The sequence below is a fragment of the Geodermatophilus sp. SYSU D00684 genome (assembly GCF_054050455.1).
Genome location: NZ_JBJGZI010000017.1, coordinates 58,298 through 84,806 on the forward strand (window position 1 = coordinate 58,298; position 26,509 = coordinate 84,806).

General features: G+C 75.5%; 27 protein-coding genes, 1 pseudogene and 1 riboswitch. Of the genes and pseudogenes, 13 read left to right on the plus strand and 15 right to left on the minus strand.

The window, feature by feature from the left end:
- Window positions 1–29: 29 nt before the first annotated feature.
- Together ACI79L_RS13935 and ACI79L_RS13940 are read right to left on the minus strand one after the other, a co-directional pair.
- The gene (locus ACI79L_RS13935; protein WP_012947303.1) at window positions 30–197 is read right to left on the minus strand and encodes a DUF3117 domain-containing protein; all 168 of its coding nucleotides are present in this window, start codon (window positions 195–197) and stop codon (window positions 30–32) included.
- 74 nt (window positions 198–271) lie between these two features.
- On the minus strand, window positions 272–925 hold the full coding sequence (locus ACI79L_RS13940; RefSeq protein ID WP_456937368.1) for a DNA-3-methyladenine glycosylase I: 654 nt from the start codon (window positions 923–925) through the stop codon (window positions 272–274).
- Window positions 926–1,042: 117 nt separating this feature from the next.
- Here ACI79L_RS13940 and ACI79L_RS13945 point away from each other — a divergent pair, with 117 nt between their 5' ends.
- On the plus strand, window positions 1,043–2,218 hold the full coding sequence (locus ACI79L_RS13945; RefSeq protein ID WP_456937369.1) for a DUF222 domain-containing protein: 1,176 nt from the start codon (window positions 1,043–1,045) through the stop codon (window positions 2,216–2,218).
- A 592-nt stretch (window positions 2,219–2,810) separates the two neighbouring features.
- Here the strand turns inward: ACI79L_RS13945 and ACI79L_RS13950 are convergent.
- Window positions 2,811–3,707 carry a DMT family transporter gene (locus tag ACI79L_RS13950; protein WP_456937370.1) on the minus strand — a complete coding sequence of 299 codons (897 nt, stop codon included), beginning with the start codon at window positions 3,705–3,707 and terminating at the stop codon, window positions 2,811–2,813.
- Window positions 3,708–3,778: 71 nt separating this feature from the next.
- Between ACI79L_RS13950 and ACI79L_RS13955 the strand changes: the two genes are divergently transcribed.
- Window positions 3,779–4,114: a hypothetical protein gene (locus tag ACI79L_RS13955; RefSeq protein WP_456937371.1), complete on the plus strand. Its 336-nt coding sequence runs from the start codon at window positions 3,779–3,781 to the stop codon at window positions 4,112–4,114.
- A gap of 6 nt (window positions 4,115–4,120) precedes the next feature.
- Here the strand turns inward: ACI79L_RS13955 and ACI79L_RS13960 are convergent, their stop codons facing one another.
- The gene (locus tag ACI79L_RS13960; protein WP_456937372.1) at window positions 4,121–4,969 is read right to left on the minus strand and encodes an ABC transporter permease; all 849 of its coding nucleotides are present in this window, start codon (window positions 4,967–4,969) and stop codon (window positions 4,121–4,123) included.
- Window positions 4,966–5,991, minus strand: coding sequence for an ATP-binding cassette domain-containing protein (locus tag ACI79L_RS13965; RefSeq protein WP_456937373.1), 1,026 nt, complete (start codon window positions 5,989–5,991; stop codon window positions 4,966–4,968). The genes ACI79L_RS13960 and ACI79L_RS13965 overlap by 4 nt, the downstream gene beginning before the upstream one ends.
- Before the next feature lie 36 nt (window positions 5,992–6,027).
- Here ACI79L_RS13965 and ACI79L_RS13970 point away from each other — a divergent pair, with 36 nt between their 5' ends.
- The 4 genes from ACI79L_RS13970 to ACI79L_RS13985 all read left to right on the plus strand — a co-directional run bounded on the left by ACI79L_RS13970 (window position 6,028) and on the right by ACI79L_RS13985 (window position 8,702).
- The gene (locus ACI79L_RS13970) at window positions 6,028–6,744 is read left to right on the plus strand and encodes a TetR/AcrR family transcriptional regulator C-terminal domain-containing protein (protein WP_456937374.1); all 717 of its coding nucleotides are present in this window, start codon (window positions 6,028–6,030) and stop codon (window positions 6,742–6,744) included.
- Window positions 6,745–6,802: 58 nt separating this feature from the next.
- Window positions 6,803–7,432, plus strand: coding sequence for a LysE family translocator (locus tag ACI79L_RS13975; RefSeq protein WP_456937375.1), 630 nt, complete (start codon window positions 6,803–6,805; stop codon window positions 7,430–7,432).
- A gap of 80 nt (window positions 7,433–7,512) precedes the next feature.
- Entirely contained in the window at window positions 7,513–7,980 is a 468-nt protein-coding gene (locus ACI79L_RS13980) for a DUF2243 domain-containing protein (RefSeq protein WP_456937376.1), read from the plus strand.
- Entirely contained in the window at window positions 7,977–8,702 is a 726-nt protein-coding gene (locus ACI79L_RS13985; protein ID WP_456937377.1) for a cytochrome c oxidase assembly protein, read from the plus strand. The genes ACI79L_RS13980 and ACI79L_RS13985 overlap by 4 nt, the downstream gene beginning before the upstream one ends.
- Here ACI79L_RS13985 and ACI79L_RS13990 read toward each other — a convergent pair.
- The 4 genes from ACI79L_RS13990 to dapE are packed head-to-tail and all read right to left on the minus strand — an operon-like array spanning window position 8,690 to window position 11,495.
- Window positions 8,690–9,154, minus strand: a complete 465-nt coding sequence (locus ACI79L_RS13990) for an SRPBCC family protein (RefSeq protein ID WP_456937378.1) — start codon at window positions 9,152–9,154, stop codon at window positions 8,690–8,692. The genes ACI79L_RS13985 and ACI79L_RS13990 overlap by 13 nt on opposite strands.
- Window positions 9,147–9,542: a DivIVA domain-containing protein gene (locus tag ACI79L_RS13995; protein ID WP_456937379.1), complete on the minus strand. Its 396-nt coding sequence runs from the start codon at window positions 9,540–9,542 to the stop codon at window positions 9,147–9,149. The genes ACI79L_RS13990 and ACI79L_RS13995 overlap by 8 nt, the downstream gene beginning before the upstream one ends.
- A gap of 7 nt (window positions 9,543–9,549) precedes the next feature.
- Window positions 9,550–10,392, minus strand: a complete 843-nt coding sequence (locus tag ACI79L_RS14000) for an LOG family protein (protein WP_456937380.1) — start codon at window positions 10,390–10,392, stop codon at window positions 9,550–9,552.
- The gene (dapE, locus tag ACI79L_RS14005) at window positions 10,389–11,495 is read right to left on the minus strand and encodes a succinyl-diaminopimelate desuccinylase (RefSeq protein WP_456937381.1); all 1,107 of its coding nucleotides are present in this window, start codon (window positions 11,493–11,495) and stop codon (window positions 10,389–10,391) included. The genes ACI79L_RS14000 and dapE overlap by 4 nt, the downstream gene beginning before the upstream one ends.
- Window positions 11,496–11,548: 53 nt before the next feature.
- Here dapE and dapD point away from each other — a divergent pair, with 53 nt between their 5' ends.
- A complete protein-coding gene (gene dapD / locus ACI79L_RS14010; protein ID WP_456937382.1) occupies window positions 11,549–12,526 on the plus strand; it encodes a 2,3,4,5-tetrahydropyridine-2,6-dicarboxylate N-succinyltransferase in 978 nt (325 codons plus the stop codon).
- A gap of 51 nt (window positions 12,527–12,577) precedes the next feature.
- Here the strand turns inward: dapD and ACI79L_RS14015 are convergent, their stop codons facing one another.
- Window positions 12,578–13,684, minus strand: a complete 1,107-nt coding sequence (locus ACI79L_RS14015; protein WP_456937383.1) for an alpha/beta fold hydrolase — start codon at window positions 13,682–13,684, stop codon at window positions 12,578–12,580.
- A 137-nt stretch (window positions 13,685–13,821) separates the two neighbouring features.
- Here ACI79L_RS14015 and ACI79L_RS14020 point away from each other — a divergent pair, with 137 nt between their 5' ends.
- Window positions 13,822–14,505, plus strand: coding sequence for a hypothetical protein (locus ACI79L_RS14020; RefSeq protein ID WP_456937384.1), 684 nt, complete (start codon window positions 13,822–13,824; stop codon window positions 14,503–14,505).
- A 1-nt stretch (window position 14,506) separates the two neighbouring features.
- On the opposite strand, the gene ACI79L_RS14025 is transcribed toward ACI79L_RS14020, so the two are convergent.
- On the minus strand, window positions 14,507–14,671 hold the full coding sequence (locus ACI79L_RS14025) for a hypothetical protein (protein WP_456937385.1): 165 nt from the start codon (window positions 14,669–14,671) through the stop codon (window positions 14,507–14,509).
- Window positions 14,672–14,870: 199 nt separating this feature from the next.
- Between ACI79L_RS14025 and ACI79L_RS14030 the strand changes: the two genes are divergently transcribed.
- From ACI79L_RS14030 to ACI79L_RS14040, 3 genes are all read left to right on the plus strand, one after another.
- Window positions 14,871–16,295, plus strand: a complete 1,425-nt coding sequence (locus ACI79L_RS14030) for a sensor histidine kinase (RefSeq protein ID WP_456937386.1) — start codon at window positions 14,871–14,873, stop codon at window positions 16,293–16,295.
- Complete coding sequence (locus tag ACI79L_RS14035) at window positions 16,292–16,948, plus strand: response regulator (RefSeq protein WP_456937387.1); 657 nt, start codon at window positions 16,292–16,294, stop codon at window positions 16,946–16,948. Before ACI79L_RS14030 ends, ACI79L_RS14035 begins: the two co-directional genes overlap by 4 nt.
- A 74-nt stretch (window positions 16,949–17,022) precedes the next feature.
- Window positions 17,023–17,106, plus strand: a riboswitch (cyclic di-GMP riboswitch).
- Window positions 17,107–17,137: 31 nt separating this feature from the next.
- Window positions 17,138–21,814 carry an OmpL47-type beta-barrel domain-containing protein gene (locus tag ACI79L_RS14040; protein ID WP_456937388.1) on the plus strand — a complete coding sequence of 1,559 codons (4,677 nt, stop codon included), beginning with the start codon at window positions 17,138–17,140 and terminating at the stop codon, window positions 21,812–21,814.
- Between the two features lie 118 nt (window positions 21,815–21,932).
- Here ACI79L_RS14040 and dapC read toward each other — a convergent pair whose 3' ends face one another.
- Together dapC and fdxA are read right to left on the minus strand one after the other, a co-directional pair.
- The gene (dapC, locus tag ACI79L_RS14045) at window positions 21,933–23,051 is read right to left on the minus strand and encodes a succinyldiaminopimelate transaminase (RefSeq protein WP_456937426.1); all 1,119 of its coding nucleotides are present in this window, start codon (window positions 23,049–23,051) and stop codon (window positions 21,933–21,935) included.
- Window positions 23,048–23,374, minus strand: coding sequence for a ferredoxin (gene fdxA / locus ACI79L_RS14050; RefSeq protein ID WP_012947287.1), 327 nt, complete (start codon window positions 23,372–23,374; stop codon window positions 23,048–23,050). Before fdxA ends, dapC begins: the two co-directional genes overlap by 4 nt.
- 161 nt (window positions 23,375–23,535) lie before the next feature.
- Between fdxA and ACI79L_RS14055 the strand changes: the two are divergent.
- Window positions 23,536–24,284: pseudogene (locus ACI79L_RS14055) on the plus strand (GNAT family N-acetyltransferase).
- 84 nt (window positions 24,285–24,368) lie between these two features.
- Here ACI79L_RS14055 and ACI79L_RS14060 read toward each other — a convergent pair.
- On the minus strand, window positions 24,369–24,764 hold the full coding sequence (locus ACI79L_RS14060; protein ID WP_456937389.1) for a hypothetical protein: 396 nt from the start codon (window positions 24,762–24,764) through the stop codon (window positions 24,369–24,371).
- The gene (mshB, locus tag ACI79L_RS14065) at window positions 24,761–25,657 is read right to left on the minus strand and encodes an N-acetyl-1-D-myo-inositol-2-amino-2-deoxy-alpha-D-glucopyranoside deacetylase (RefSeq protein WP_456937390.1); all 897 of its coding nucleotides are present in this window, start codon (window positions 25,655–25,657) and stop codon (window positions 24,761–24,763) included. The genes ACI79L_RS14060 and mshB overlap by 4 nt, the downstream gene beginning before the upstream one ends.
- Window positions 25,658–25,686: 29 nt before the next feature.
- On the opposite strand from mshB, the gene ACI79L_RS14070 reads away from it, so the two are divergent.
- Window positions 25,687–26,490, plus strand: a complete 804-nt coding sequence (locus ACI79L_RS14070) for an LLM class flavin-dependent oxidoreductase (RefSeq protein WP_456937391.1) — start codon at window positions 25,687–25,689, stop codon at window positions 26,488–26,490.
- Window positions 26,491–26,509: the final 19 nt, after the last annotated feature.

Here is a 26,509-nt window from a genome sequence, read left to right on the forward strand (position 1 = left end):
GCTGCCCGAGGGCGAGCTCGCGGGGACGTTCAGCTGGTCGCGCCCTTCAGCGCCTCGGAGAGCGCTGCGGCCTCGTCGGGGGACAGTTCGACGACCAGCCGGCCGCCGCCCTCGAGCGGCACCCGCATGACCAGGCCGCGCCCCTCCTTGGTGACCTCCAGGGGACCTTCACCCGTGCGCGGCTTCATGGCCGCCATGCGTGCCTCCTTCGCCGGCCACCCGTCGCTCCTGTGCGGCTGCGGTGTGGCTGTGTCTCGTGCAGTGAGCTCCGCTACCCATGATCCCGTATGACCGCCGCGGAACCAACCGGAGCCCCCTCCCGGGTGGCGCGGAAGCACGTCGCGACGTGGTCGTCGACCATGCCGGTGGCCTGCATGAGCGCGTAGGCGGTGGTCGGTCCGACGAAGACGAAGCCCCGCCGTTTGAGCTCCTTGGCCATCGCGGTGGACTGCGGACTGGTGGCCGGGACGTCGGCGAGCGTGGCCGGCCGCGGGCGCTCCCCCGTCGGCGCGAACGACCACAGCAGCGCCGACAGGCCCCCGGGGACGTCCTGCGCGGCGCGGGCGTTGCGGACGGCGGCGGCGATCTTGGCGCGGTTGCGGACGATGCCGGCGTCGGCCATCAGGCGGGCCTCGTCGTCGGCGGTGAAGGCGGCGACGGCGTCGATGGAGAAACCCGCGAAGGCGGCCCGGAAGGCGGGGCGCTTGCGCAGGATGGTGATCCAGGACAGGCCGGACTGGAACGCCTCGAGGCAGAGCCGCTCGAACAGCGCGTCGTCACCGTGCAGCGGGGTACCCCACTCCTCGTCGTGGTAGGCGACGTACTCGGGGGAACTGTCACCCCAGGCGCAGCGCACGCGGTCGGTGGTCGGCACGGGCTCCACGCCGGCGACGCTAGTGCCGCCGTCCGACAGGTCGGTCGTCATGGACACCTCCTACCGCGGCCCGGACAGGTCCCGCGACGGCGGCCGAGGATCTGTGGACAGGCGTCTGAGCTGCGAATTCGGGTCGCGGGTGGGTGCCCGATCGACTAGACTTCGATCATGTGTTCGGGTGATTCCGGTGGCGGGGACGTCCTGGACGACGTCGCCGCGCTGGTCGCCGAGCACAACCGGATCGACGCCCGGCTGGCCCGCGCGGTCCGCGCCGCGGAGCTGTCCCAGGCGCCCGAGCGGGAGGGCCTGAGGTCGATGGCCTCGTGGCTGCGCGGGCACTGCCGGCTGTCGCCGGCGGAGGCCGCCCGGCTGGTGCGCGACGGCCGGGCGCTGGAGCACCTGCCGGCGCTGGCCGAGGCCCACGGGGCGGGGCTGGTGTCGGCCGAGCAGGTCGCGGTCGCGGCGAAGGCGGTGACGCCCGAACGGCTCATCGCGGCCGCGGTTGCCGGGGTGGACCTGGCGGTCATCGACGCCGTGTTCACCGGTGTGGCGGTCGAGCGCGCGCACGCCGACCTGGTCCAGGTGGTGCAGCACTACTGCACCGACCTCGATCCCGACGGCCCCGAGCCGGATCCCACCGAGGGCCGGGCACTGACGCTGTCCCGGCACGCCGACGGCTCGCTGTCCGGCCGGTTCCACCTCGACGCCGTGGGTGGGGAGCGGGTCCAGGCCGCGCTCGAGGCGCACGTGCAGGCCGACCGCCCGGCCGGGGACGAGCGCACCCGCGCCCAGCGGCTGGGTGACGCCCTGGTCCAGGTGGCCGACAACGCCCTCGCGTCCGGATCCCTGCCGCAGCTGCGCGGGCACAAGCCGCAGATCGCCGTCGTGATCGACGTGGAGGACCTGGTCGACCCGCACGGCAGCCCGAACGCCGGGCGGATGGGATTCGGGGCGACGATCTCCGCCGCCCGGGCGCGGTGGCTGGCCTGCGACGGGGCGGTGTCCCGGGTGGTGTTCGGCCCCGACGGGACACCGCTCGATCTGGGCCGGGAGCAGCGGCTGATGAGCCGGCACATCCGTAAGGCGGCGGAACTGCGCGACGGCGGCTGCGTGTTCGCCGGCTGCGGCGCCCCGACCTGGTGGTGCGACGTCCACCACCTCGTCCACTGGATCGACGGCGGCGACACCTCGCTGGAGAACGCGGCGCTCCTCTGCGAGCGGCACCACACCAAGGTTCACCACGGCTTCCGCGTCGAACGACAACCCGACGGCCGATGGCGCACCTGGCGCTCGGACGGAACCGAGATCACCACCCCCGCGCCGCTGCTCGCCCCCGCCGCCTGAACCCGGCCCCGGGCACGGGTCCCTGAGCGGCCCGTTCAGGGACGACCACAACGAACCCCCGATGTGACCGCCGCCAGGTCCATGGTCGGCCCGGGCCTCGGCCATCGCAGCTTCTTGCCACTGTTACCCGCAGCGGAGATGCTGCCCGCGAGTGGTGAGACCTGAACGCGGGTCGGCGGAACGATCGAGGACCAGCCGACCCACTCACGACATGCCGGCGCGGCGAGAGGTGACGGGCCATGACAGCAGCGGATGATGCCCGCCAACGCTGGCTTGACGGCGGTGGCCCCCGCTACCAGGTCCTGCCCGAGCTGGTAGCGCTCGAAGAGACGATCGCCGTCCACCCGGCGGAGCCAACAGGGCCCCCTGCCGATTGGCACGTTGGACCCGATGCTCCCGGTGACGGCGGCGACGGGGGCGACTGACTGTCCTTGCCGCCTTCAGGGACACGGGTGGCGGGCACGTGATCCGCAGGACCGGCTCGAAGCACTTGCGGCGCGGGAGCACCGTCGCCCGTCCGTGCACGTCGAACGACCTCGAGTCCGGCGACCGCCTCCGCGCGCGGCTGTCCGCCCGGGCATGACCGCGGGCCTCAGGGGACCGCGGCGTCCACCGCGGCGGGGGCCGGAGCGGGGGTGTTGCGCCGGGTAGCGAGCACACAGCCGAGGAGCACCAGCGGCAGCCCGACGGCCAGGCCGAGCGTGAACGGCTCCCCCAGCAGCAGAACGCCGGCCACGACGGCGACCGCCGGGTTCACGAACGTGATCACCAGCGCCCGCTGCGGCCCGACCTCGCGGATGAGCGCGAAGAAGAGCACCAGCGCCACCGCCGTGCACACCACCCCGAGCGCGACCAGCGACGCCAGCGCGGACACCGACGCGTCGGCCACCTCCCCGACCCGAGGCAGCGCGAACGGCGCGTACACGAGCGCGGTGATCGTCAGCGCGATCGCGCTGACCGCCACACCGGGCACGTCGGCCAGCGACCGGCTGGCGACCAGCGGCGCGGTGCCGTAGCCGATGACGACCAGCACGACGGCGAGCACCGGCAGCAGCGCGATGCCCTCGACGTCGAGACCGAGCAGCGCGGCGATGCCGACGACACCGAGCCCCATGCCCGTGAGCCGTACCGGCGTCAGCCGCTCCTCGCCGCCCACCAGCCGCGCGGCCAGCGCCGCGACGAACGGCACCGAGGCCACCAGCAGCCCGGTCAGCGAGCTCGACAGCGACACCTCGGCGTAGGACAGCAGCAGCCACGGCCCGGTCATCTCGAGGACCGTGAACACCAGCAGCGCCCGCCAGTGCCGCAGCGCGGGCCGCACCTGCCCGCGGGCCAGCGTCCACGGCAGCAGCAGCGCCGCCCCGATCACGCACCGGGCGAAGACGACCACGACCGGCGACGTCTCCTCGACCGCCACCTTGATCAGCAGGTAGGGCACTCCCCAGATGACCGACATGGCCAGGAACAGCGCCCATCCGCGACGACTCACCGCGACATCCTCACCGATCCGGCACCCGTTCCCGTTGCGCATCCCCGGTGACCGGCGTTGGACTCCTCGTCGTGGACCCCGGCCGCCGCTTCGACCTCCTGGTGGAGGCCCTCGCCACCCGGCCCGGCGTCGGCCCGCCCGGCGCGGGCGGGGGCCGGGGCTTCGGCTCGGCCGCGCTCACCGTCGACGGGGCGATCTTCGCGATGGTCGTCGGCGGCGCGCTGGTGCTGAAGCTGCCGAGTCACCGGGTGGAGGGTCTGGTCACCGCCGGCACCGGGCTGCCCTTCGCCGCGGCCAACGGCACCCCGATGCGCGAGTGGGTCGCCCTCGACCACGGCACCCCCGAGTCCGATCTCGCCCTCGCCGAGGAGGCCATGGCGTTCGTGGCCGCCGGTCGGCGCACCTGACGACCGCTACTCGGGGCGGCTGAACAGCCAGGAGGCGACGGCGAGCAGCGCCGCGCCCACCCCGCCCACGATGACGACGTCGAGCCAGACCGGCACCGGCCAGCCGCCCCAGTGCAGCGCGACGGCGTCGGCGGCCGCGGGGTCGACGTAGTGCAGGACCAGCCGCCGAACCGCGTCGACGCCGTAGGTGACCGGGTTGGCCAGCGCGAGCGCGTGCAGCCACCCCGGCAGCGCGCCGCTGACGGGGAAGAACGCGCCGGACAGGAACATCAGGGGGGCGAGCAGCAGCTGCACCCGGGGCATCACGGTCTGGATCTGGTCGACCCGGACGGCGATGACCAGGCCCAGCGCGGTGATCGAGAACGCGACGACGAACAGCAGCGCGATCGTCCCGACGATCATGAGCGGCGCGTACGGGACGCCGACCAGCCCGGCGAGCGCCAGCAGCACGACCGACTGCAGCGTCGCCACCGTCGCCCCGCCCAGCGCCTTGCCCAGCACGATGCTGGTCCGGCTGACCGGCGCGACGAGCATCTCCCGCAGGAAGCCGAGCTCCCGGTCCCAGACGATCGAGATCGCCGAGAAGACGGCGGTGAACATGACCGAGGTGGCCAGCACGCCGGGGAACAGGAACGTCGAGTAGTCGGCGTCGCCGAAGGTGTCGACCGGGAGCGTGGCCCCCAGGCCCTCGCCCAGCACGAACAGGAACAGCAGCGGCTGGGCGAACGACGACAGGATCCGGCCGCGGTCGGTGCGGAACCGCAGGATGTCGCGGTGCCACACCACCTTCACCGCGCGCAGCTCGTGCCGCAGGCCCCGGCCGGCCGGCCGGACGGGAGCGGTGGTCGCCGTCATCGCCGGCCTCCCCGGAACATCGCCGCCACCATCGGGTTGCGGCCGGCCGCCGCCTGGCGGTCGGCCATGCGCGCGCCGGTGTAGGCCAGGAACACGTCGTCCAGCGTCGGCCGGGACACGCTCACCGAGCGCACCGTGAGGCCGAGCTCGAACAGCCGCGGCACGAACTGCTCGCCGTCGGGGGTGAGGACGACCAGCGCCCCGCCCTCCCGCTCCGTCTCCACGCCCAGCCGCTCGCGCACGAGCGCCTCGGCGGCGTCGTCGTCGGTGGTCGCGACCCGCACCCGGTCGTGGCCGACGCTGGCCTTGAGCGCCGAGGGCGTGTCCAGCGCGCCGATCCGGCCGGCGTCGACAATGGCGATGCGGTCGCAGCGCTCGGCCTCGTCCATGTAGTGCGTGGTGAGGAAGACGGTGATGTCCTCCTCGGCGCGCAGCCGGTCGACGTAGCGCCACAGCGACGCCCGCGACTCCGGGTCCAGCCCGATGGTCGGCTCGTCGAGGAACAGCACGCGCGGCGAGTGCAGCAGGCCGCGGGCGATCTCCAGCCGGCGCTTCATGCCGCCGGAGAAGGTGCGCACGAGCGAGCCGCGGCGGTCGGTCAGGCCCACCATCTCGAGGACGACGTCGATCCGCGGCCCGACATCGGCCCTCGGCATCCCGTAGATGTCGGCGTGGAAGCGGAGGTTCTGCTCGGCGGTCAGGTGGTCGTCGAGGGTCGTCTCCTGGAACACCAGGCCGATGTGCCGGCGCACCTCGGTGCGGTCGCGGACGACGTCGAAGCCGGCCACCCGCGCGGTGCCGGCGGTGGGCCGCAGCAGCGTGCACAGGATCTTGATGGTGGTGGACTTGCCCGCACCGTTCGGGCCGAGGAAGCCGAACAGCTCGCCCCCGCGCACCGTCAGGTCGATGCCGCGCACGGCCTCGACCTCGTCGAACGTCTTCACCAGGCCGACGACCTCGACCGCGGGCGGACGGTCGGCGGCGGCCTCCCCCGACGGGGTCCCTAACGCCGTTAGAGTCACCTCCGGAGCGTCCTCGAACGCCGTTAGAGTGTCAAGGTGCCGATCTCGAGGGACGACGTCGTCCGCGCCGCCGTCGAGGTGCTCGACGACGAGGGCCTGGCGGGCCTGACCCTCCGCGGGGTCGCCGCGCGGCTGGGCGTGAGCGCGCCGACGCTCTACTGGCACGTCAAGGACAAGCGGCACCTGCTGGACCTGGTGGCCGACTCCGTCATGGCGGAGGTGCCGGAGAGCACGCGGGCGCCGCGGCCGGGCGAGCCGGTCTGGGAGTGGCTGGCCGAGGCGAGCCGGGTCCGGCGGGCGCTGCTGCTCGCCCACCGCGACAGCGTCCAGGTGGTGGCCGGCAACCGGCCGACCGAGGTGGCGCTGCCCGGCATCGAGCGCACGCTGCGCGTCCTGGTGGAGGCGGGGCTGGAGCCGGGTGAGGCGGTGCGGGTGGTGACCGCGCTGGGCTCGTTCGTCCTCGGGGACGCGCTGGAGACGCAGACGGCGCTCGACCGGCCGGCGGGCGAGCCGGCGGGCGGGCCGGCGGGCGGGCCGCCCGGCGACCCGGACCGCTTCCCCACGCTCACCGCCGCGGTCCCCGCGGCCGGCGGCGACGAGGAGCGGTTCGAGGAGGGGCTGGCGCTGTTCCTCGACGGGCTGCGCACCCGCCTGGAGCGCCGCGCCCGCGCCCGGCACGGGGCGGCCCTCGGCGCCCCGGGTCCGGAGGTGGAGCGCCTGGGCCCGGGGGCGCCGGTGCCCGCGCGGGACTGACCACCGCACCCCGCGGGAGGCACCTGCCCGGGGCGGCCCGGTCGGTAGCGTCGACGGCGTGGACCGGTCGGGATACGGGACCTTCGTCGTCCTCGCCGTCGTGCTCGTGCTCGTGCCGGGGCCCGACGTCGCCGTCGTCCTGCGCAACACCCTCGGCGGCGGCCGGGGGCGCGGCTCGTGGAGCGCGGTCGGCATCACCGTCTCCAACGTCCTGCAGGGTGCCGCGGCCGCGACCGGCCTGGCCGCGCTGGTCGTCCGCGTGGAGCCGCTGTTCCAGGCGATCCGCTGGGCCGGGGTCGCCTACCTGACGTTCCTCGCCGTCCAGGCGTTCCGGTCGGCGGTGCGCGGCCGCTACCCCGACCTCGGCGACGGCGGGCCCGACACCGGCCGGGCCGCGCTCACCGGCCTGCGGCAGGGCTTCCTCAGCAACGTGACCAACCCGAAGGTGCTCGCCTTCTACCTCGCCGTCCTGCCGCAGTTCCTCGCGCCGGGCACCGCGGTGCCGGTGCTGCTGGCCTACGCGCTCACCCACGCGGCGGTCGGGCTGGTCTGGCTGCTCCTGCTGGTGGCCGGGCTGTCCCGGGCACGGCGGGTGCTGGCGCGCCGCCCGGTCCGCCGGGCCCTCGACGCGTTCACCGGCTGCGCGCTGCTCGCGTTCGGGGCGCGGCTGGCGGTCTCGCGCGGCTGACCCGCGCCGCCGACGCGGCGCCGTTTCCCGGCCGCGCCGGCCGGGCAGCGCCCGGGGACACCCGACGACGGGAGGGCCCCGTGCCCGACGCACTCCCCCGGCCGGCGCCCCGGCGCCGGCTGCTGGTCTCCGGCCTGCTGCTCGGCGCCGGCACCGCGGGCGCGGTGGACGAGATCGTCTTCCACCAGCTGCTGCACTGGCACCACTTCTACGACCGGGCGAGCGGCGCGGCCGGTCTGGTCTCCGACGGGCTGCTGCACGCCGGCACGTTCTCCGCCGCGGTCGCGGGGCTGGCGCTGCTGGCCGACGCCCGCCGCCGCGGCCCGTTCGCCGCCGTCCTGTGGTGGGGCGCGGTGCTCACCGGCGCCGGCGCCTTCCAGGTGTGGGACGGCCTGGTGCACCACAAGCTGCTGCGGCTGCACCAGGTGCGCTACGGCGTCGACCTCACCGGCTACGACGTCGCGTGGGTGCTGCCCGGCGCGGCGCTGCTGGCCGCCGGGGTGCTGCTGCTCCTGCGCGCGCGGGGTCGCCCGGTCCCGCGCACGTGACCGCCGTCCTCGCGCTGCTGCTCGCCGCGGCCGCCGCCTACGTCGCCGCGACGTGGCGCTGCCGCCGTCCGTGGCCGCTGGCCCGCACCGCCGCGTGGCTCGCCGGGCTGGCCGCCGCGGCGGTCGGCGTCGCCGGGCCGGGGACCGCCCACACGGACCTGCACGCGCACATGGCCGCGCACCTGCTGGTGGGCATGGTCGCCCCGCTGCTGCTCGTGCTCGCCGCCCCGGTCACCCTCGCGCTGCGCACCCTGCCGCCGCCGGCCGCGCGCCGGCTGTCCCGGCTGCTGCGCACCGCCCCCGCCCGGTGGCTCGCCGACCCGCTGGTCGCCGTCCCGGTCAACGCCGCCGGGCTGTGGCTGCTCTACGGCACCGGGCTGCACACCGCGGTCGCGCACCGGCCCGGCCTGGCCGCGCTGGTCTGGCTGCACGCGCTGGTCAGCGGCCACCTCGCCACCGCCGCGGTGCTCGCCGTCGACCCGGCGCCGCACCGCCGGCCCGTGGCCGTGCGGGCGCTGGCGCTGGCCGGCGGCGCGGCCGCGCACGACGTCCTGGCCAAGCTCCTCTACGCGCACCCGCCCGCGGGCACCGTGGGCGCGGAGGAGGGCGCGCGGCTCGTGTACGACGGCGGCACGGTGGTCACCGTGCTGACGGCGGCGCTGCTGTGGCGGCGCTGGTACGTCAGCCGCGACGCCGTCCGGGCGGCCGCTCAGCCGGCATAGGCGCGGGCGAAGCGGGCGAACCGGCGCAGCGCGACCCGGAAGCCCACGACGACGAACGGGCGCGCCAGCGGCCAGCCGGCCCGGCCGAGCGGCCCGAACGGCGGGTACCACCGTTCGGTCAGGACCAGGTCGGTGCCGCCCCCGGCGGGCGTGAGCTCGAAGATGCCCGGCCCGCGCACGATCCGGCCGGTGTGCTGGACGACCACCCGCCGCGGCGGGTCCCACTCGGTGACGACCATCGTGTCGAGCACGCCGAGGTGCCGGCCGCGCCGCCACGGCAGCGGGACGCCGGTGCGCGCGGCCAGCCGCACGCCGACGCCCTCCGCCGCGTCGGTGACCACCTCGACGTCGGTCGCCGGCATCCACCGCCCCTGCGCGCGCCAGTCGGTGAGCGCCGCCCACACCTGCTCGGGCGACGCCTCCACGTGGACCGGCAGGACCAGCTCAGGCATCCCGGCGCACCCCGTCCCCGGTCGGTGCCCCGCCCGGCCCGTCGCGGTCCGGCAGCGGCAGGTCGGGGTCGGTGTCGGCGTCGGCGGCCCGCGGCGCCGGCACCGCGCGCAGCGCCGCGATCGTCTCGTCGCGCTCGTCCAGCGCGAGGGCGAGCTGCTCGAGCAGCCAGTCGACCTCGCTCATCCGGTAGCCGCGCACGGCCACCGACACCTGCAGCCCGCGCACGTCCTCGCCGGTCACCGGCCGGTCGTCGGGCAGCTCGACCGGCGAGCGGTCCAGCTCGGCCGGCGGCTGGGTCTCCCCGCGGCCGAGCAGCAGCGACCCGCCGAGGAACAGCAGCGCCCCCACGACGGCGACCGCGGCGATCCCGACCAGCAGGGACAGCACGGCCGCCTCAGCCCTCGACCGGCTCGACCGGCGGGGCCAGCGGCGCCCGCATGCCCCCGCCGCCGTCCCCGTTCTGCCGGGCGGTCTCCGCCTCGCGGACCAGCGCGAGCACCTCGTCGACGTCGTCGGTGACGGTGAACAGGTCCAGGTCACCGGCGTTGATGGTGCCCGCCTCGACCAGCGTGCCGCGGATCCAGTCGACCAGCCCCGACCAGTACGCGCTGCCGAACAGCACGACCGGGAAGCGGGTGACCTTGCGGGTCTGCACCAGCGTCAGCGCCTCGAACAGCTCGTCGAGGGTGCCGAAGCCGCCGGGGAGGATGACGAAGGCCTGCGCGTACTTGACGAACATCGTCTTCCGCACGAAGAAGTAGCGGAAGCTGATGCCGACGTCGACCCACTCGTTGAGCTCCTGCTCGAACGGCAGCTCGATGCCCAGGCCCACCGACAGCCCGCCGGCCTCCGACGCGCCGCGGTTGGCCGCCTCCATCGCGCCGGGCCCGCCGCCGGTGATGACCGCGTAGCCGGCCCGCGCCAGCGCCGCGCCGATCTCCACGCCGGCCGCGTAGTGCGGGTGGCCGGGCTTGGTGCGGGCGCTGCCGAACACACTGACCGCTCGCGGCAGCTCCGCGAGCAGGCCGAAGCCCTCGACGAACTCGCTCTGGATGCGCAGCACGCGCCACGGGTCGGTGTGCACCCAGTCGGTCGGCCCGCGGCGGTCGAGCAGCCGCTGGTCGGTCGTCGTCCCGACCGTCTGCGGGTCCGGCTCGCCCCCGCGCAGCATGATCGGGCCCCGGTGACGGGTCGGGCGCGGCTTCCGCGCGCCGTCGGGCGGGGGGACGGTCGTCATGCGCTGCCTCCGGACAGGTAGGCGGTCAGGGCGTCCTCGGCCGGCTGCAGCCGGTCCACGAGCACGGACTCCTCGCGGGTGTGCGCGAGCCGGGGGTCCCCCGGCCCGTAGTTGACCGCCGGGATGCCCAGGGCGGCGAACCGGGCGACGTCGGTCCAGCCGAGCTTGGCCCGCGGCGGCCGGCCGACGGCGGCGACGAAGGCCGCGGCGGCGGGCTCGGTCAGCCCGGGCAGCGCGCCGCCGGCGTTGTCGACGACGGTCAGCGTGGCGCCGGCGGCCAGCGCGTCGGCGAACACCTCGCGGACGTGCGCCTCCGCGGCGTCCTCGTCCCGGTCGGGGGCGTAGCGGAAGTTGACCGTCACCCGGCACTCGTCCGGCACGACGTTGCCCGCGACCCCGCCCTCCACCCGGACGGCGTTGAGCCCCTCGCGGTAGGTGCAGCCGTCGATCTCGACCTGCCGCGCCTCGTAGGCCGCCAGCGTGCCGAGGATCCCGGCGGCGCCGTGGATCGCGTTCACGCCGAGCCAGCTGCGCGCCGAGTGCGCCCGGCGGCCGGTCACCTCCAGCACCGCCCGCAGCGTGCCCTGGCAGCCGGCCTCGACCTCGCCGTCGGTGGGCTCCAGGAGGACGGCGAGGTCGCCGTAGAGCCAGCCGCGCCGCTCGCGGGCCACCCGGCCGAGGCCGCTCTTCGCGGACTCGACCTCCTCGTTGTCGTAGAAGACGAACGTGACGTCGTGCGCGGGCTCCGCCCCCGGGACGCCGAAGCGGCCGGCCAGCCGCAGCATGACGGCGTCGCCGGACTTCATGTCGCTGGTGCCGCAGCCGTACACGCGCCCGTCCTCGAGCCGGCTGGGCACGTTGTCCGCGATCGGCACGGTGTCCAGGTGGCCGGCCAGCACGATGCGGGTGTCGCGGCCGAGCGTGGTGCGGGCGAGCACCGTGTCGCCGACCCGCTCGACCTCCAGCCCGCCGAGCTCCCGCAGCGCGGCCTCGACGGCGTCGGCGAGCACCCGCTCGTCGCCGGAGACCGACGGGGTGTCGACCAGCGCCCGGGTGAGGGTGAGGACGTCGGCGGACAGGTCCAGGTCGAGCGCGCCGGTCACGGTGCCCGAGCCTACGGGCGGGCGGTGCGGCGTCGCTGGGTAGCGTCGGGACCGTGACCGCTCCACGCTCCGCCGTCGCCGCCGGCCTCGCGACCATCACCGCCTCCGGCACCGTCCTGGACACCTGGTACCCCTCCCCCGCGCTCGGCGGCGGCGACGGGCCGGCCGGGACCCACCAGCTCGGCACCCTGGAGCTCGGGGGCGAGCTCGGGCACGAGTTCTCCGGGCTGGTGCGCACCGACGACGCCCGCGCCGTGGAGGTGGTGGGCGTCCGGACCGTGATCCCCGACCTCGACGCGCCGCCGGTCGACGCCCACGACGTGTACCTGCGGCTGCACCTGCTCTCCCACCGCCTGGTCCGTCCGCACGGCGTCAACCTGGACGGCGTCTTCGGCCTGCTGGCCAACGTGGCCTGGACCAGCGCCGGCCCGGTGCTGGCCACCGAGCTGACCCCCGCCCGCCGCGCGACCCTGCGCGCGGCGCACGGGCACGTGACCGTGCTGTCGGTGGACAAGTTCCCGCGGATGATCGACTACGTGGTCCCCTCCGGCGTGCGGGTCGCCGACGCCGACCGGGTGCGGCTGGGCGCGCACCTGGCCGAGGGGACGACGGTCATGCACGAGGGCTTCGTCAACTACAACGCCGGGACGCTCGGCCCCTCGATGGTCGAGGGCCGGATCAGCGCGGGCGTCGTCGTCGGCGCCGACAGCGACATCGGCGGCAGCGCGTCGATCATGGGGACGCTGTCCGGGGGCGGCAAGGAGGTCGTCTCGATCGGCACCGGTTGCCTGCTCGGCGCCAACTCCGGCATCGGCATCTCCCTCGGCGACGACTGCGTCGTCGAGGCCGGCTGCTACGTCACCGCCGGCTCGCGGATCACCCTGCCCGACGGGTCGGTGGTCAAGGGCCGCGAGCTGTCCGGCCGCGACGGGCTGCTGTTCCGCCGCAACAGCGTCTCCGGTGCGCTGGAGGCGCTGCCGCGGTCGGGCCAGTGGGGCGCCCTCAACGCCGCCCTGCACGCCAACGACTGAGGGCGGACGCCTCCCGCGGACGTGCCCGGTGCACGTCCGCGGAGGTGCGCCTCAGGTGAGGCCGGCGGGCTCCTCGGCGGGGACGTCGAGGTGCTCGAGCAGCGCGACGACGAACTCCTGCGGCCGCTCGACGTGCGGCGAGTGCCCGACCCCGGGCAGGACCACCTCGCGGTAGGCGCCGCCGGCCGCGGCGTAGCGGTCGAGCACCGCGCGGGTCTGGGTGACCGTCGGCTGCGGCGGGCAGGCCTCCGTGCCCGGCCAGCCCGGCACCGCGCCGAGCTGGCCGAGGTACGCCAGGTCGAACACCGAGGTGTCGGAGACGATCGCGTCGGCGTCGCCGCGGATCCACAGCACCGGCGGCTTGTCGGCCAGGTCGACGACGCCGGACACGTCGAACACCGTGGGCGCCATGGTGTTGAGCACCCCGCGCGTCCCAGGGGCGGTCCCCGGCCAGGCGTCGCTCGGCACGGCGTCGCCCGGGTAGTGGTCCTCGCCGGTGCGGGTGGACAGCATCGCGGCGACGAAGACGTCCCCCAGCGCCGGGTCCAGCGGCAGGGAGCCCGGCGCCACGTAGAAGGCGCGCAGCACCGACCGCGGTGCGGACGGCGTCGCGTCGGAGGTGTCGCCGGCCGCGAGTGCGGCCACGAACTCCGGGTTGGCCAGTCCCCCGCCGGAGCCCGCGCCGTCGTCGGCCAGCCGCCGTCCCTCGGGACCCGTGGTGCCGCCGAAGCCGTACGGCGAGACCGGCGCGACCAGGGTCACCGAGGCCACCCGCCGCGGCGCGTCGAGCAGGTGCTGCAGGACGACGGCCGCGCCCATGCTCCAGCCGACCAGGTGCACCCGGTCCAGGCCCAGCGCGTCCAGCAGCGCGCCGAGGTCGTCGGCCCAGTCGCCGACCCCGCGGCGCGCGTCGACGGGCAGCGGGTCGGTGTCGCCGTAGCCGCGCAGGTCGACGGCGAGCACCCGGTGCCGCCCGGTGCCGTGCACCGCCAGCAGCGTCTGCTGCCAGAACAGCGCGGAGCTGACGTTGCCGTGCACGAGGAGCACGGCCTCGCCGGGGCCGGCCGGGTCGGTGCCCTCGGGGTGCAGCACGTTCTGGGTGAGCCGCGCGGTGGGCACGCGGGTGGCGGAGACGCCGGGCAGCAGGACGTCGGGCATGCGGGCTCCAGGAGGTGCGCGGGGCGGGAGGACGGCGTGAGGCGGCCGTCACGGTAGCGATCACGCCCGTCCCACGACACCCGTCCGCACCGCGACGTCCGGGGTCCGGCCGGGGAGCCCACCTACAGTCGGGGGCGATGACCAGCGCACGGACGGCTCCGCCCCGCCGGCCGGCGCCAGGGACCCGGCGCCCGGCCGCGAAGCGCCCCTCCGGCAGCCGGCCCGCCCCGAAGCGCACCCCCGCCCGGCGTCAGGCCGGCCGGACCCGCCGCCGCGGCGGCCCGGCCGCCCTGCGCACGTGGTGGCCCGCCTACGTGATCGGGATCGTCGTGGTGTTCGCCCTGGCGTGGAAGGCCGACCGGTCCGAGCCGCCCGCGCCGGCGGCGACCGGGATCTGCACCGTCCCCTCGACGTCGGTGACGCTGTCCGCCGAGCAGTGGGCCAACGCCCAGGCGATCGCGGCCGTCGCCCGGCAGCGCGGGCTGCCCGAGCGGGCCGTGGTCATCGCGCTGGCCACGGCCATGCAGGAGTCGACGCTGCGCAACCTCGACTACGGCGACCGGGACTCCCTCGGCCTCTTCCAGCAGCGGCCCTCGCAGGGCTGGGGCACGCCGGCGCAGGTGCAGGACCCGGTCTACGCGGCCGGCCAGTTCTACGACCGGCTCGTGCGGGTGCCCGGCTGGGAGACCATGCGCCTGACCGACGCGGCGCAGTGGGTGCAGCGCTCGGGCTTCCCGGAGGCCTACCAGCGTTGGGACGGCTTCGCCCAGGCGCTGACCACCGCGCTGGGCTCCGACGAGCGCGAGCGCAACTGCGGGTAGCTCAGCTCAGCCGGGCGCGGCTCCTGCCGTACAGCTCGGGCCGGTCGAAGGCCGCGGGCATCCCGGCGGAGCCGGCCAGGCTGCGGTTGCGGTGCAGGCGTGCCTCGAGCGCGACCAGCGCGACGAGGACGGCGACGGGGAACAGCAGGAACAGCACGAGGAACACGGCAGGGCCTCCGCGACGGGGCCGGGCGGGCTGCCCGGCTGACGGGGACCACCGTGTCGGGGCGCCCTTGCGAACGCCTGGCGGTCGACCGTTGTCCGCTTGCGGGGCGCTAGGAACGGCCGGCCTGGAGGACCCCCTAAGGGTGGGGCCGCCGTGGCGGACGCATGGGGAGGAGTTCGGGGCAACTACCGTGTCCGACGTGCTGCCCACGGGGGGAGGGCTGCTGTCGCGACGGTACGGCGCCCTGGCCGGCTGGACCGCCGTCGTCGCCGGCGGCGCCACGGTCGCTGTCGTCGTCGTGCCGTTCCTCGGGTTCGCCTACCGCGCCCCGGCGCTGCACGTGGCGTTCGAGACCGCCGACGCGCTCATCGCCCTGCTCGTCGCGTACCTGCTCTACGGCCGGTTCCGCACCGACCGCCAGGCGCGGGAACTGCTCCTCGTCCTCGCCCTGTGCACCGTCGCCGGCGCCAACCTGGTGCTCACCGCGGTGCCGAACGCGGTGGCGCTGGCGCAGGGCGGGGAGTTCAGCCGGTGGACCGGTCTCGTCATCCGGTTCTGCGGGACCCTGCTCCTCCTCGCGGCCGCCTTGACCCCTCCCGCGGTGCACCTCGGGCGCCGGTCCACCGCGCTGCTGTCCGCCGGTGTCGGCGCGGCCCTCGCGACGCTCGCGGCCGTCGGGGTCGTCCTCGGTGACACGCTCCCGCCGACCGTCGACCCGTCACAGCCCCTCGGCGATGCGACCCGTCCGGTCCTGTCGGCGCACCCGGCGGTGCTCGCGGTCCAGGCCCTGGGTGCGCTCTGCTACGCCGTCGCCGCCGTCGCCTTCACCGGCCAGGGCAGGTCCTCGGGCGACCAGCTCCTGCGGTGGCTGGGTGCCGGCTGCGTCCTCGGGGCGGTCGCCCGCGTCCACTACCTGCTCTTCCCGTCGCTGTACTCCGACTACGTCTACACCGGGGACGTCCTGCGGCTGGGCCTCTACGTCTTCCTGCTCGTCGGCGCGGCCCGGGAGATCCGCTCCTTCTGGGAGCTGCGCACCCGCGCCGCCGTGCTGGAGGACCGTCGGCGCACCGCCCGGGAGCTCCACGACGGGCTGAGCCAGGAACTCGCCTACATCGTCGCCCAGTCGAAGCGACTGGCCGCGGAGCCCGGCGACCCGGGGACCGCCGAGCGCATCGGTGCGGCGGCGGCCCGGGCCCAGTTCGAGGCGCGCCGGGCCCTGCGGGCGATGACGCGGCCGCACGACATGCCGTTCCCGGCCGCGTTGCAGCAGGCGCTGGACGACCTGGCCGAGCGCTACGACGTCAAGATCGTCACCGACCTCGACGCCGGAGTGCGCCTCGCGCCCGCCGCGGGTGAAGTGGTCCTGCGGATCGTCGGCGAGGCCGTGCGCAACGCCGTCCGGCACGGCGCGGCGCAGCGCATCGAGGTCGGGTTGACCGCGCAGCCACTCGCCCTGTCCGTGACCGACGACGGCCGCGGGTTCACCGTCGGCACCTCGCGCGGGACGCGTGCAGGCGGGTTCGGCCTCACCAGCATGCGGGAGCGGGCCGCCCAGCTCGGCGCGGAACTCGAGATCACGTCCTCCCCGGGTGAGGGCACCACCGTGCGGGTGAGATGGCCGTGAGCGGACCCCTGCGCGTGGTCCTCGCCGACGACCACGCCCCGACGCGGATCTCCGTCGCCGAGGCCCTGGGCGAGCAGGGCATCGAGGTGGTCGCCTCGGTCGACAGCGGGGACGCCGCGCTGCGGGCGGCGCAGGAGCACCGGCCCGACGTCTGCCTGCTCGACATCCACATGCCGGGCAACGGCATCGTGGCCGCGGCGGACATCACCCGTGCGCTCCCCGGCGTCGCCGTCGTCATGCTCACCGCGTCGGCGGACGACGAGGACCTGTTCGCCGCCCTCAGAGCAGGGGCCTCCGGCTACCTGCTCAAGGAGATGGACCCCGCCCGCCTCGGCCCGGCGCTGCGGGGCGTGCTCGCCGGCGAGTCCGTGCTGCCCCGCTGGCTGGTGACCAAGGTGGTCGCCGAGTTCCGCTCGCGACCGCGCCGCCGGTTCGCGCTGCCCGGCCGTCCGAAGCCCGTCGAGCTCACGGAGCGGGAGGCCGAGGTGCTGGACCTCATGGCCGCCGGGCTCTCCACGGACGAGATCGCGAGGAAGACGTTCGTCGCGCCGGTCACCGTGCGCACCCACATCCGGGCAATCCTCCGGAAGCTCCGGGTGCCGGACCGCGAGTCGGCGATCCGGCTGGCGCGCGGGGATCACCCTGAGGGTTGAAAGCCGTTGAGCGTTGAGCCATCTCAACGCGGGGCTCGTTGTGCGGCCTCACATCGGCTTCGTAACTTCTCGGTGACACACCGCGATGCAGTGATACGGGGCCTGTATCTGGTCGCTTGGGCCCCGAGGAGCGAGTAGCGAAACCGCCGCGGTGACCTGCCCCCTGCGGGCACTTCACCGAGGAGCTCCATGTCCCAACCTCCGTCGGGCACGCCTGCCCGCACGTCCCGGACGCGGCGGTTCACAGCCGGCCTGCTGTCCCTGACCACGGTCCTGACCCCGGCCCTGGTCACCCTGACCACCGCGCCGGCACAGGCGGCGTCGGTCACGTCCGCGGTGTTCTCCGGCGGTTCGGGCACCGTCAGCGTGGGCGGCACCCTCTACGCCAAGCAGGGCGCCGCGCTGACCCTGCGGGTCATCACGTCGTCGGACACAGAGTGCGTCGACGTCAAGGGTGCGGCCACGCTGCCCCGCCAGACGTCCTCGACGGCGAAGTCCGACTGGACCTTCACGACCACCGCGCCCGCCGGCGACGGGGTCCAGGCCTTCACCGTGACCGCCTCGCAGAAGTTCAACGCCAACAACTGCACGGGGCAGAGCACCTCGACGCAGGCCTCCTACACCGTCGACGACACCGGCCCGGTCGTCACCGGTGCCCTCACCCCGGCCCCGAACGCCGCGGGGTGGAACAACAGCGACGTCACCGTGGACTGGACGGCCACCGACGCCGGCTCCGGTGTCGCCGCCGCGCAGCCCTTCAGGACCGACTCGGTGACCGCCAACGGCATCGTCACCCGGACAGCGCCGGCGCAGGCCGACCGGCTCGGCAACACCGGCGCGGCCGGCTCGGTCACGGTGCGCGTGGACAAGGCCAAGCCGGCCATCACCGCCGACCAGACCAAGAATGCCGACGGCACCACCACCGTCACCTTCACCTGCTCCGACTCCAGCGGCGGCTCCGGGATCGCGAGCTGCCTCGCGGACGGGTCGACCAGCAACTCGAAGACGGTGCAGCCCGGCGTCACGGTGACCGGCACGGCCACCGACCGGGCCGGCAACACCGCCACCGCGTCGTCGACCGCTCCCGCCGGTGACACCACGGCTCCGACCCTCTCGGGTACTCCGACCTCTCAGCCGAACAGCAACGGCTGGTACAGCGGCGACGTCACCGTCCACTGGACCGCCACCGACCCGGAGTCGGGGATCCCGACCGCGCCGGTCGACACCACCATCACCGGTGAGGGCACCGGGCTGACCAGCACGGTGACCGTCGAGAACGGCGCCGGGCTCCCGACCACCGCCACCAGCCCGGCCGTGAGGATCGACCGGACCGCGCCGACCACCGGCATCAGCGGCACGTCGAACAGCTGGGTCAACGGTGAGGTGCGGGTCTCGCTGTCCGCCACGGACAACCTCTCGGGCGTGGCCTCGACCACCTACACGGTCGACGGCGGTGCCCCCCGGACGGGCACGAGCCTCACCCTGTCGACCGAGGGCCACCACACGGTCACCTTCTCCTCGACGGACGAGGCCGGGAACGCCGAGGCGGCGCAGACCGCGCACGTCAGGATCGACCAGACCGCGCCGACCATCTCGCACGCCTTCACGCCGCTGTCCTACGAGGACGGCGCCTGGACCAACCAGGACGTGACGGTCACCTTCGCCTGCGCCGACCAGGGCGGCTCCGACGTCGTGAGCTGCTCGCCGGCCACCACCGTCTCGGGCGACACCCCGCGGGCCGGCCAGGTGATCACCGGCACCGCCACGGACGGCGCCGGCAACACCGCCACCGACCAGGCCACCGTCCGGGTGGACCGGACCGCCCCGGTCATCACCGCGACCGTCAACGGCGCCAAGAACGCCGCCGGTTGGTACCGCGACGACGTCACGGTGACCTACACCGCCAGCGACGCGCTCTCGGGCGTCTCGGGCGTCCCGGCGGACGACGTCCTCGGTGAGGGCGCGGACCAGAGCGCCGGCGCCACGGTCACCGACGCGGCCGGCAACCCGGCGTCGGCCGAGGTCACCGGGATCAACGTCGACAGGACGAAGCCCGTCCTGACCGCCGAGGTCCCGAGCGGCTGGCACACCGGGGACGTGACGGTCCACTGGACCTGCACCGATGCGCTCTCCGGCGTCGCCACCGACCCCGCCGACACCGTCGTGGGCGGCGAGGGCGACAACCTCTCCTCCACCGCCAGCTGCACCGACGAGGCCGGCAACACCGTGACCAGGACGGTCGACGGCATCCAGATCGACCGTCACGCGCCCACCACCGCGGCTGCCGTTCCCGCCCTCCCCGAGAGCGGCTGGTACCGGGGCGACGTGGAGGTCGCGCTGACCGGCACGGACAACCTGTCCGGCGTCGCGGCGACGTACTACACGGTCGACGACGAGGCTCGACAGACCTACGGCGGCCCGTTCTCGGTCGGCGAGGGCACGCACACCGTCACGTTCTGGAGCGAGGACGGTGCCGGCAACGTCGAGACCGCGGGCGCTCCGCTCACCCTCCGGGTCGACACGACGGCGCCGGCGACCACGGTGATCAACCCGATCTCGCCGGACAGCGGCTGGTTCGTCACCAGCGGCATCCCGGTGGCGTTCACCGCCACCGACGGCGGCTCGGGCGTGGCGGCGACCTACTACACGATCGACGGCGGCGACCCGCAGACCTACGGCGAGCCGTTCACCGCCGACCTGTCGACCGGTACGCACACGATCGCGTACTGGAGCGTGGACGTGGCGGGCAACGAGGAGGCCCGCGGGACGACCAACACCGTCGTGGTGAGGGTGGACACCGTCGCACCGAGCATCGAGGGCGCCCAGGCGCCGGCTGCGAACGAGTTCGGCTGGAACAACACTGCCGTCGACGTCGGCTTCAGCTGCACCGACGCCGACTCGGGGATCGACGGTGTCGCGGGCTGCGCCGGCGACACCACGCTGACCAACGAGGGTGCGGGCCAGATGGTCCGCGGGGACGCGGTGGACGTGGCCGGCAACCGGAACAGCACCGACCACGGCCCGGTCAACATCGACACGACCCCGCCCACGCTCGTCGGCGTCCCGGCCGACCCGAACGCCGCCGGCTGGTACAAGGGCGACGTCAGGGTGACGTGGGTCGGCGACGACGCGCTCTCCGGCATCGACCTGGGCAGCCGGCCGGCGGCCAGCACGATCACCGGTGAGGGCCGCGACCTGGGCGCCGGTCCGGTCACCGTCACGGACAGGGCCGGCAACGTCAGCGCCCCAGCCTCGGTCAGCGGCATCAGGATCGACCGGACCGCTCCGGTCATCACCGGTGGTCCCACCACCCGGCCGAACGCGGCCGGGTGGTACAAGGACGAGGTCACCGTCGACTTCACCTGCACGGACAACCTGTCCGGGGTGGCGTCCTGCCCGACGAGCACGGTGATCAGGGGCGACGGCGCCGGCCAGAGCGTGACGAGCGACCCGGCCGCCGACGTCGCGGGCAACACGAGCGCCGGCCGGACGGTGGGCGGCATCAACATCGACGGCACCGCGCCGACGAGCTCCGCCGACAACCAGTGCACGCGGACCAACGGCTGGTGCACCGGCTCGACCGCCACCGTGGTGCTGACCGCGACCGACCAGGCGGCCCTGTCCGGCGTCCGGGAGATCCGCTACAGCGTCAACGGCGGGGCCGAGCAGGTCGCCACCGGCGCCACCACGACGGTGAGCGTGCCGCTGGACGGCAGCGGCAACGCGAGCGTGACCTACGTCGCGGTGGACAACGCCGGCAACGTGGAGGAGACCAACGCCGTCGCGCTCCAGTGGGACAACATCGCCCCTGCGGTGCGGCACTCCCTGTCGCCCCGGCCCAACGCGGACGACTGGAACAACAGCGACGTCACCGTCACCTTCACCGCGACGGACGACGACGCCGGCTCCGGCGTCGACGCCGGCACGCTGACCGCTCCGGTCATCGTCTCCACCGAGACGGCCGGCCAGGTCGTCACCGGCACGGCGGCGGACGTCGCGGGCAACGTCGGCACCGACTCGGTGGCCGTCAAGCTGGACAAGACCGCGCCGACCATCACCGCCGCGGTCACCAGCGGCGCCATGACGGCCTCCGGCTGGTACAGCGGACCGGTCACGGTGACCTTCACCTGCTCGGACGCGCTGTCCGGCGTGGCCACCTGCCCCGACCCGGTCGTCCTGACCGCCAACGGCGCCAACACCGCCACCGGCACGGTCACGGACAAGGCCGGCAACACGGCGACCGCCACGCTGGACGGGATCCGGATCGACCAGGAGAAGCCGACGCTCACCACGGCCGACGTCAACGTCAACGGCGCCACGTACACCCTGGGCAACGTCCCGGCGCCGACCTGCACGGCGAGGGACAGCTTCTCCGGTCTGGCGTCCTGCACGGTGACCGTCACCGGCGGCAACGCCAACGGGGTGGGCACCTTCACCTACACCGCGACGGCGACCGACAAGGTCGGCAACCGGAGCACGGCGACCGGCACCTTCCGGGTGATCTACCGGTTCGACGGGTTCCTGCAGCCGATCAACGACACGGCCCACCAGGTCGGCACCTCGACGAGCGTCTTCAAGGCCGGCAGCACCGTGCCGGTGAAGTTCCAGCTCAAGCGGGCCGACGGCACGGTGGTCCAGGGCGGTGGCTCTGCGTGGCTGACCCCGGTCAAGGGCAGCACCACCAGCGCCCCGGTGGACGAGTCGGCGTACACCGCCGCGACCGACAGCGGTACGACCTACCGCTACGACAGCTCGGCGGGCCAGTACATCTACAACTGGAAGTCCGGGACCGGCGGCAACTACTGGCGGATCGGCGTCACCCTCGACGACGGCCAGACCTACTACGTGAACATCGGCCTCCGGTGATCACGAGCCAGTAGCAGTACGACCACGAGGCCCCGCCCGGCTGCAGCCGGGCGGGGCCTCCTGGTCTTCTGTCCGAGGATCCGCGTGGGGGTCCGCGCGGGGCGATCGCCCCGGGGGCTCACCGCGCGAGGCGCTCCACGGCGGTGTCGATCCGCTCGTCGGTGGCGGTCAGCGCCATGCGCACGTGCCGCGCGCCGGCGGGGCCGTAGAACGACCCGGGCGCGGGGACGATGCCGAGCCCGGCCAGCCAGTCGACGGTCGTCCAGCAGTCCTCGTCGCGGGTGACCCACAGGTACAGGCCCGCCTCGGAGTGGTCGATCCGCGCGCCGGTCGCGCGCACCGCCGCGGCCAGCCGCTCCCGGCGGGCGCGGTAGCGCTCCCGCTGCGCGTCGACGTGCGCGTCGTCGGCCAGTGCCGCGGCCATGGCCGCCTGCACGGGGCCGGGCACCAGCAGCCCGAGGTGGCGGCGCACCTCCCACACCTGCCGGACCAGCGCGGGGTCGCCCGAGAGCAGCCCGGCGCGGTAGCCGGCCGCCGTCGACTGCTTGGACAGCGAGTGCACCGCCAGCAGGCCGGTGTGGTCCTCCCCCGCGACGGCGGGGTGCAGCAGCGAGCGCGGCTGCACGTCCCAGCCGAGCGTCGCGTAGCACTCGTCGGCGACGACCGGCACGCCGTGCGCCCGGCCCCACGCCACCCAGGCGCGCAGCTCGTCGTCGGACAGGACCCGGCCGTGCGGGTTGCCCGGGGAGTTCAGCCACACCAGGACGACGCCGGCGGGGTCGTCGGGCGGGGTGTCGGTGCGGCGCACGGCGAGCCCGGACAGCACCGCGCCGACCTCGTAGGTCGGGTAGGCGACCTCGGGGATCAGCACCGTGCCCTCGCGCAGGCCCAGCAGCGTGGGCAGCAGCGCGACGAGCTCCTTGGAGCCCACGGTCGGGATCACCGACGGGTCCGCGGCGAACGGGTCGGCCAGGGTGACGCCGAGCCGGCGGTGCAGCCAGCCGGCCGCCGCGGCCCGCAGCTCACGGGTGCCGAGCGCCGTCGGGTAGCCCGGGGAGTCCCCCGCCGCGGCCAGCGCCGTGCGCAGCACCTCGGGGGTCTCGTCGACCGGCGTCCCGATGGACAGGTCCACGAGGCCGCCCGGGTGCTGCGATGCGCGCGCCCGGGCGGCCTCGAGGCTGTCCCAGGGGAAGTCGGGCAGCCGGCCGGCCGCCGTCCCCGGGGCGGTGGTCGTCAGTGCCCCTCGCCCTGCGGCGGGAGGGCCGCCACCAGCGGGTGGTCCTTGCCGATCTTCCCGGTCTTGGCCGCGCCGCCGGGGCTGCCGAGGTCGGAGAAGAACTCCACGTTGGCGTTGTAGAAGTCCTTCCACTTGTCCGGGACGTCGTCCTCGTAGTAGATGGCCTCGACGGGGCAGACCGGCTCGCAGGCGCCGCAGTCGACGCACTCGTCGGGGTGGATGTAGAGCATCCGGTCGCCCTCGTAGATGCAGTCCACCGGGCACTCGTCGATGCACGCCTTGTCCAGGACGTCGACGCAGGCCTGGGTGATCACGTAGGTCACGGAGGGTCCTCCCTGGGGGACGTGCGGGCAGCGGCCCCGGCTCCCGCCGGACCCGCGCGTGTCGCCCGTCAGTATGGCCCCGGCTCCCGGGGCCGGGCGCGACGGGTGGACCCGCCCGCCCCGGTGGAGGGACGCGGGCGCGCGCCCCGCAGGATCGGGTCATGGGACGGAGCCGCTCGCCCCTCGGCGTGGCCGACCTCGAGCGGGTGGCCGCGCGCGGCTGGCGCGGCACCGAGGAGGAGCCGCTCGGCGACTGGCTGCTGCGCGCCGGGGGCGGGTTCACCGGCCGGGCCAACACCGCGCTGGTCACCGGCGCCCCCGGCCGGCCGCTGCCGGAGACGGTCGGCGCGGTGGCCGACTGGTACCGCGCGCGCGGGCTGCGGCCCGGCGCGGCGCTGCCCGGTGCGCAGGCCCGCCCGGCCGACGCCGCGTTCGCCGCCGCGGGCTGGGAGCGCGGCGAGGACGTCCTGGTGCTCACCGCCCCGCTGGTCCCCGGCGCCGGCGACGGGGTGCCGGTCGAGCTCTCCCCCACCCCGACGACGGCTGGCTGGGCGCCTACCGGCACCTCGGGAACGCCCTGCCGCCCACCGCGCCGGCCGTGCTCGGCAACGCCCCCGTCGTCGTGTTCGCGGCCGTGCGGCCGGAGCCGGGCGCGGTGCCGGTCGCGGTGGCCCGCGGCGTCGTCACCGACGGCTGGCTGGGCGTCGGCGCGGTCACCGTCGCCGAGGACGCCCGCCGCCGGGGCCTCGCGACGGCGGTGATGGCGGCGGTGACCCGGTGGGGCGCGGACCGCGGCGCGCGCTGGGTGTACCTGCAGGTCACCGCCTCGAACGCGGCGGCCCGGGGGCTGTACCGCCGGGCCGGCTACGTCGAGCACCACCGCTACCACTACCGGTGGGCGCCGGACTGAGTCCCCGGCCGACCCGGCAGGGAGGACGCGTGCCGCACACCGGTGCGCAGCGCGGTCCCCTGCCGGCGGGCGGCGCGCCGACCCTCAGGCCGGCGGGCCGGCCGGGCGCCGCGGCGTCGCCAGCACCCGGCCCACGGCGACCGCCGCGGCGACCACCCCGAGGCCGAGGAACGCGAGGGTGACCGCGCCGAGCCCGCCGGTGCCGACGGCGACCAGGTCGCCCTCGGGCCGCGGCATCGTGGCGCCGACCGCGACCACCAGCCAGGTGGCCGCCGGCAGCAGCGCCACCACGCGCGAGCCGGTGAGCCGGTGCGCGCCGGTGACCAGCAGCCAGTTGCCCGCGACGGCGGCCAGGACCGACAGGGGCAGCAGCACGCCGGCCACCCGCAGCGGCAGCCAGAAGACCTCGACCAGCGCCAGCCACCCGGCGGCCAGCACCGCCGCGAGCCCGGCGAGGACCAGCCCGGGGACCCGGCTCACGCGTCCAGACCGGCGAACAGGTCGTCCTCCCAGCCGTGCGGCCCGTCCCCCGCCGGGCCGCGCTCGCCGCGCACCAGCCGGTAGTGCTCGACGCCGAGCACCTCCTGACCGAAGTTGTTGGACAGCGCGAAGAACGGCCCGTCGACGGTGATCTGGGTGGCGTGCGCCCGCATGGCGGCGTCCTTGCGGGCGGCGTACGCGCGGCCGTCCACGGCGGCGGCCACCACCTCGTCGGGGACGGCGAAGGGGATGTCGTCGATCTCGCCGAGCTGCTCGAACGGCGAGGCCTCCCCCAGCGCGGCCATGGCCTCGGCGCCCTCGCGCAGCACCGACCGCGGCACACAGGCCCAGTAGACCTTGGCGACGTCCCACGCCCCGCCCAGCTCCGGGCGCCAGGCGGGGTCGGCGGCGCGCTCGACGGCGGCCATCGCGACCCGGTGGGCCTGGATGTGGTCGGGGTGCCCGTAGCCGCCGTTCTCGTCGTAGGTGACCACGACCTGCGGCCGCACCTCCCGCACGACGGCGACCGCGTGGCCCACCGCCTCGTCGAGGTCGGCGTTCCAGAAGGCGCGGGGGTGGTCGTTGGCCGGCGTCCCCATCATCCCGGAGTCCCGGTAGCGGCCGGCGCCGCCGAGGAAGCGGCTGTCGGTGACGCCGAGGGCGGCCATCGCGGCGGCCAGCTCGCCGATCCGGTAGCCGCCGAGCTGGTCGGCCTGGTCGGGGGCCAGCTGCGCCAGCTCGGGGACGAGGACCTCGCCCTCCTCCCCCAGCGTGCAGGTGAGCAGCGTGACCTGCGCCCCCTCGGCGACGTAGCGCGCCATCGTGGCGCCGTTGTTGATCGTCTCGTCGTCGGGGTGGGCGTGGACCAGGAGGAGGCGGCGGTCGGCGGTCACGGGCGCACAGTCTCCCACCGGCCCGCCCGGTGCACGGACCTGCGCCCCTGTGCGCGAACGACCACCTCGTCTTCGCCCGCCCCTGGCTGGACGGCCCGACCGCCCTGGCCGCGGTGGCCGGGGACTCCGGGGACCTGACGCTGGCGACCACGGTGGCCCTCCCGGGGGTCCGCGGCGCCGCCGCGACGGCGAAGACGCTGGCGTCGCTCGACGTGCTGTCCGGCGGGCGCCTGGTGGCCGGCGTGGGCCCCGGCTCCTCGGCGGCGGACCACGCGCTGGCCGGCCTCCCGTTCGAGGACCGCTGGCGCCGCTTCGACGAGGACCTGCGCACCCTCCGCGGCCTGCTGGGCGGCGACCCCGCGGGCGCCGGCGGGCCGCGGCTGGAGCCCGCCGCCCCGCGGCTGCCCGTGTGGGTGGCCGGCTGGGGCAGCGCGGCCGGGCTGCGCCGCGTGGCCCGCCTCGGGGACGGCTGGGTCGCCTCGGCCTACAACACCACCCCCGACCGGTTCCGCGAGGCCCTCGGCACCCTCCGGGAGCTCACGGCCGCCCGCGCCGTCCCGCTGCCCCACGCCCTGGCGACGACGTGGGTCCACGTCGTCGAGGACGCCGGCGAGGGCGAGCGGGTGCGCACCGGCGTCCTGGCCCCGCTGCTCGGGCGGTCCCCCGACGCGCTGCGGCAGCTGCCGATCGGGCCGGCGGAGGTCTGCGCGGACCGGCTCCGCGGGTTCGCGGCGGCCGGCGTGCAGCGGGTGCTGCTCTGGCCGCTGACCGACCCGGTGCGCCGGCTCGAGCTGGTCCGGGAGCGCGTGCTGCCGCAGGTCGGGACCTCCTGACGACGACGGCGCGGGGCGG